This window comes from Acinetobacter sp. 1130196 (assembly GCF_000588095.1).
Classification (GTDB): Bacteria; Pseudomonadota; Gammaproteobacteria; order Pseudomonadales; family Moraxellaceae; genus Acinetobacter; species Acinetobacter nosocomialis.
This window is the reverse complement of sequence record NZ_JFWX01000087.1, coordinates 1-4215: the sequence shown is the minus strand read 5'-3', so window position 1 is coordinate 4215 and position 4215 is coordinate 1. Positions and strand designations below refer to the sequence as shown.

Sequence of the window (4215 nt, the reverse complement as noted above, 5' to 3'; positions counted from 1 at the left end):
TTCAGTAGCGATAAGCAGAAATCAAATTTCCATCCGACACAAAAGCCAGTTGCTCTTTGTGAGTACTTAATTCGCACATACACAAACGAAGGTGAAACAGTTCTAGACAACACAATGGGTAGCGGTACCACAGGTGTTGCTTGTGTAAACACAGGTCGTTCATTCATTGGGATTGAGCAAGAGCAGAAGTACTTCGAAATAGCACAAGAACGTATTGCTCAAGCAGGTACCGAGAAAGACATGCAGCCTGACCTATTTGGAGAAGCGGTATGACTCTATCAGAAATCAGAGAACAATTAGCTGTAGTAGCTCAGCGTAATGGTCGTCCGCCTTATGATTTATGTGTGCTTAAAGCTGTTCAATTTGCTGTGAAGAATGGGACAGAACATCCGCTTAAAGAGCATTTGGATATTAAGCAGCCTACAGAAATACCAAAGGTTGAAAAGAAACAACCGGCAGTAAAAGCAGGTCCAAAAGTTCCACAAGCATCGCAGGAAGATATTAAGGATCTGTGTGATTGGATATCAGCACAAGTTGGTAGACAGAATCAACTTGCTGTTAAAGCTGGGACTTCACATTCAATTATCTGGCGTGTTCGCAAATCTAAAACATGTACTAAACGCCTATATGAGCAATTACTAAGAGCTAAAAATGAAATTATTGAAGGAGCAAGCGCTCAAGGGGGAAGGATGAAAGACTTTGCGATAGCAATTATCTACGGTGCAGCGCTATTCGTATCAATTAAGTATGCATGGCGTTGGTACAACGGTGAGCTTTCAACACCTGCAATTATGGAGTGGTTTGGCAGAGGATTCTTTTTTGCTTGGGGAGTAATAGCAGCGACTTTAACTATGGTTTTGGTTATCCGCTTAATTACGGAGTATGTCAAATGACCACATTCAAAGAGGCTCAAAGGGTCCAGTCACTGAAGGCAGCTCGTTCTAAGCGATTCAACCGAGTACCTACAGAAGATCAAGAACAGATGACGCTCATGAGTTGGGCGCATCGTGTGAAGTATGGTTCAGGTCGTTTGAGTGATTACTTATTCCATATTCCTAATGGTGGCTCAAGAAACATAATTGAAGCTGCAAAGTTCAAGAAGTTAGGCGTAAAGGCTGGTGTTCCAGACCTTCAGCTAATTGTTCCAAATGGTGAGATACACGGGCTTTGGATTGAATTGAAGTCAAAGAAAGGGAAGTTACAACCAAGTCAAAGGCTCATGATTCAACGCTTAGAAGAACAAGGTTACATGTGCAAAGTCTGCTTCGGTGCAGATGAAGCCATAGATGAAATTAAAAAGTATTTGATGATTTGAGGTGGCGTGATGGAACTAAAGGATGACAAAGGCTTGCAGTACATTCTCTTCGGATTGCTGCTAATCGTAATCGGTTCAATCGGCAAGTTGGTAAGTATTTGGATGTAAGGGGATAGAGATGGACTACAACAAGGCTGTCGTAATTATCTTTTCGGTACTTATGGTGGCAATAGTTTTGATGACAGTATTTGGTAAGTAGGTGACGGTATGAATGCGGCAGTAACACCAGTAATGGATTGGAACAAATACACAATTGATGGATGGCTAGAGCAGTTCGGCGCTTGGTGTGAAACTGTGCGCATGAAAGGAGGGGATTTACCAGATGATCTTCATATCAATCAAATTTACTGGTTAATGCGTGAAGCAGACAGAGAGCTTCCAAAAGGTAAATCTTACATTCGATGTGAGATTAATGACTTTGAGGCGGATCAAGTACAGGCTTTGTTGCGAAGTGTCCTAAGATCAGAAAAAGTGGATTATCAGGCTAAATATGCAGTGATGTGCTTAGTTCGACATAAGGTGGAAAACAGATCATTAAGTGCTGTGGGTATCATCACGAAGCAATCTAAGGCACAAGTAAATATCATGGTTGGATGTGCAAGATTCTTTCTTCATGCACATGACAAAAGATTAAGAATATCATAAGTTTATTTATTATTATGGTATAATATTTAAGCAAGCCATACAGGTGCTACCAACACCTATATGGCTCTAATCAAATCGTTAAAAGGGCAACAAAATGACTGGAAGCAATTCTATTGTCATAGCGGAAGCTATGCAAACAAAAAGTTCAAAAACAAAATTAACACAGGAGCAATATATTGAAAATTGCAAACAAATCCATGGCGACAAGTATGATTATTCAATAACTAACTTCCAGAGACTATTTGGGAAGGTATCTATAATTTGTAAAGTTCATGGTGTTTTTGAGCAAAGGGCTGATCGACATATGCGTGGAATGGTTTGCTCAAAATGTTCAACCAAGGCGAAGTTAACAAAAGAAGACTTTGTTAGAAAAAGCAGGGAGAAGCATGGTGATAGATATGATTACACTGAAACTGTATATGTGAAGTCTACTTTAAAAGTAAAAATTAAGTGCTACAAACATGGTTTCTTTGAACAAAGAGCTAGCGCGCATCTTTTAGGTCAGGGATGTCCAAATTGCTTCTTAAGCCCTTTAAGCAAGACACAGTATCAAAAATTGTGTAGTGAAAAATATCATGGCAATTCCAGTATTTATCTTGTTCGTTGTTTTAGAGAAAAAGAATCGTTTATAAAGATCGGTATTTGTGCAACAACTGTTGAGCAGCGCTTTTTAACTATTTCCAAGATGCCGTACAAGTATGAGCTTATAAAGCAAATTGAAGGAAGGGCTTCCAGAATCTGGGATATGGAAAAGAAGATTCACAAGTTCTTATCAAAATTTAAATATTCTCCAAAAATTGGTTTTGCTGGAATGGGCGAATGCTATAGAGATGATGATTTAGTTCATGAAAAGTTTGAAGAAGTGTTGACTCGTTTAAACGCGTAGGGTAAATTATGTGATAGAGTGGCAGAGTTACAAGCATATGTCACTTGTCATTTAAAAGCTCACTTAATCGTGGGCTTTTTTGTTGTCTATAAAAAGACAATTACCCTGCTGGAGTGCTGACCAGTGGAACATGCCTTCGAGTAAACCTCCTTCGGGAATTCAGACTAGGGAGTAGCGCCCCGACCTAAAGAGGATTGAAAGCAAGTAAAGCAGACCGTGCATGTTAGGTGTGTGTGATTGTGAGTAGCGGTAGATCAGTTGCCGAGCTGGTCAATATCGTAATCTAAGGCAAGGGTGTGGCAATTCGCCATGCCCTTTTTTAATGCGTCATTAGCTCAACTGGTAGAGCATCGGTCTCCAAAATCGGTGGTGTGGGTTCGAGTCCTACATGGCGTGCCAATGGGTCTTAAGCTTAAGTGGTATAAGCGTCCCGCTCATAACGGGGAGATAATCAGTTCGAATCTGATCGGGCCCACCAAAATTCAGGAGATCCGCATGCTCCAGTTCCTAAAGCGCCTATTCTGCTTTCATCACTACGATTATGAGTCTGATATTTTCGTTCAGGTTGAGTGTCGTAAGTGTGGAAAGCGTCGAGACAATTACGCGAATTAGCCGAACGTATTACGGCAAACAAAGCCCCTCGCATTCTGGATGTTGAGGGGCTTTCTTTTTTGGGGTGAACATGGACACAATCGAAGCGAAGAAGAATTTAGATTTACTCTACAAAGATCGGTTTAATCTTGAAAATCTGAATCATCTCAATGCGACACATCAGTTCAAGCAAGACTGTAAACGTCGAATTAGAGATATTGATGTGCAGATTGCTAACATCAAACAGAACCTTAAAAATGCGTGATGCAAAGCGACTGGCTGCAATAAGAAAATTACCATGCGTTAGATGCGGCTATCCTCACTCACAAGCGGCACATTCTAATTCTGGCAAGCATGGCAAGGGTAGAGGAATAAAAGCCTCAGATGCGTTTACAGTGCCTCTCTGTCATAAGTGTCATTTCCTATTCGACACATACCAATTAGGCACGAGACAAGAATCAGAAGCTCTATTTGATGGTTGGCTAGAAAAAACAGAGCGGATGTTAAAAATAGATACAAATTCTGATAATGAATTTATGTAAAAACGAAATGTTTACATATATTTATAAAAAAATTAAAACGCCATTTTTAAACCATGGTAAACTTCAAATACACAAAAGGGGTTTACTATGGTCACAGAAACACAGTTAGTTGTGCCTGGTACAAATGTTCTAAGAAGAGCTGGCGCAACACTAATAAGCGAGTCTGCAACTCAAGCAGAGCAGTCAGAAGCATATGATGTTTTAAATAAATGGAGAGCGCTTCACTCTTACCCTAT

The 4215-nt window shown here is 40.1% G+C and carries 7 protein-coding genes and 2 tRNA genes; all 9 read left to right on the top strand.

Translation table 11 applies throughout. The annotated features are described in order from the left end of the window. The coding region (locus J671_RS0105335) for a DNA-methyltransferase (RefSeq protein ID WP_031983743.1) at window positions 1-273 on the top strand (273 nt) is incomplete at its 5' end. Then, window positions 270-893, top strand: coding sequence for a hypothetical protein (locus J671_RS26250; RefSeq protein ID WP_228132370.1), 624 nt, complete (start codon window positions 270-272; stop codon window positions 891-893). The genes J671_RS0105335 and J671_RS26250, both read left to right, overlap by 4 nt. Beyond that, window positions 890-1315 carry a VRR-NUC domain-containing protein gene (locus J671_RS0105320; protein ID WP_031983742.1) on the top strand — a complete coding sequence of 142 codons (426 nt, stop codon included), beginning with the start codon at window positions 890-892 and terminating at the stop codon, window positions 1313-1315. The genes J671_RS26250 and J671_RS0105320 overlap by 4 nt, the downstream gene beginning before the upstream one ends. A gap of 207 nt (window positions 1316-1522) precedes the next feature. Continuing rightward, window positions 1523-1960 carry a hypothetical protein gene (locus tag J671_RS24195; protein ID WP_031983741.1) on the top strand — a complete coding sequence of 146 codons (438 nt, stop codon included), beginning with the start codon at window positions 1523-1525 and terminating at the stop codon, window positions 1958-1960. Window positions 1961-2054: 94 nt separating this feature from the next. After that, complete coding sequence (locus tag J671_RS24190) at window positions 2055-2846, top strand: GIY-YIG nuclease family protein (protein WP_050458013.1); 792 nt, start codon at window positions 2055-2057, stop codon at window positions 2844-2846. 324 nt (window positions 2847-3170) lie between these two features. Beyond that, window positions 3171-3245 (top strand) — tRNA-Trp (locus tag J671_RS24185). Window positions 3246-3247: 2 nt separating this feature from the next. After that, window positions 3248-3324 (top strand) — tRNA-Met (locus J671_RS24180). Between the two features lie 204 nt (window positions 3325-3528). Continuing rightward, complete coding sequence (locus tag J671_RS26025; RefSeq protein ID WP_165382523.1) at window positions 3529-3702, top strand: hypothetical protein; 174 nt, start codon at window positions 3529-3531, stop codon at window positions 3700-3702. Then, the gene (locus J671_RS26245; protein ID WP_031983342.1) at window positions 3695-3979 is read left to right on the top strand and encodes a hypothetical protein; all 285 of its coding nucleotides are present in this window, start codon (window positions 3695-3697) and stop codon (window positions 3977-3979) included. Before J671_RS26025 ends, J671_RS26245 begins: the two co-directional genes overlap by 8 nt. Window positions 3980-4215 lie beyond the last annotated feature (236 nt).

Excerpts from the sequence above, each read along its gene's own strand:
- J671_RS26025 (WP_165382523.1), top strand. The coding sequence starts at position 3,529 with ATGGACACAATCGAAGCGAAGAAGAATTTAGATTTACTCTACAAAGAT.
- J671_RS26250 (WP_228132370.1), top strand. The coding sequence starts at position 270 with ATGACTCTATCAGAAATCAGAGAACAATTAGCTGTAGTAGCTCAGCGT.
- J671_RS0105320 (WP_031983742.1), top strand. The coding sequence starts at position 890 with ATGACCACATTCAAAGAGGCTCAAAGGGTCCAGTCACTGAAGGCAGCT.
- J671_RS24190 (WP_050458013.1), top strand. The coding sequence starts at position 2,055 with ATGACTGGAAGCAATTCTATTGTCATAGCGGAAGCTATGCAAACAAAA.
- J671_RS24195 (WP_031983741.1), top strand. The coding sequence starts at position 1,523 with ATGAATGCGGCAGTAACACCAGTAATGGATTGGAACAAATACACAATT.
- J671_RS26245 (WP_031983342.1), top strand. The coding sequence starts at position 3,695 with ATGCGTGATGCAAAGCGACTGGCTGCAATAAGAAAATTACCATGCGTT.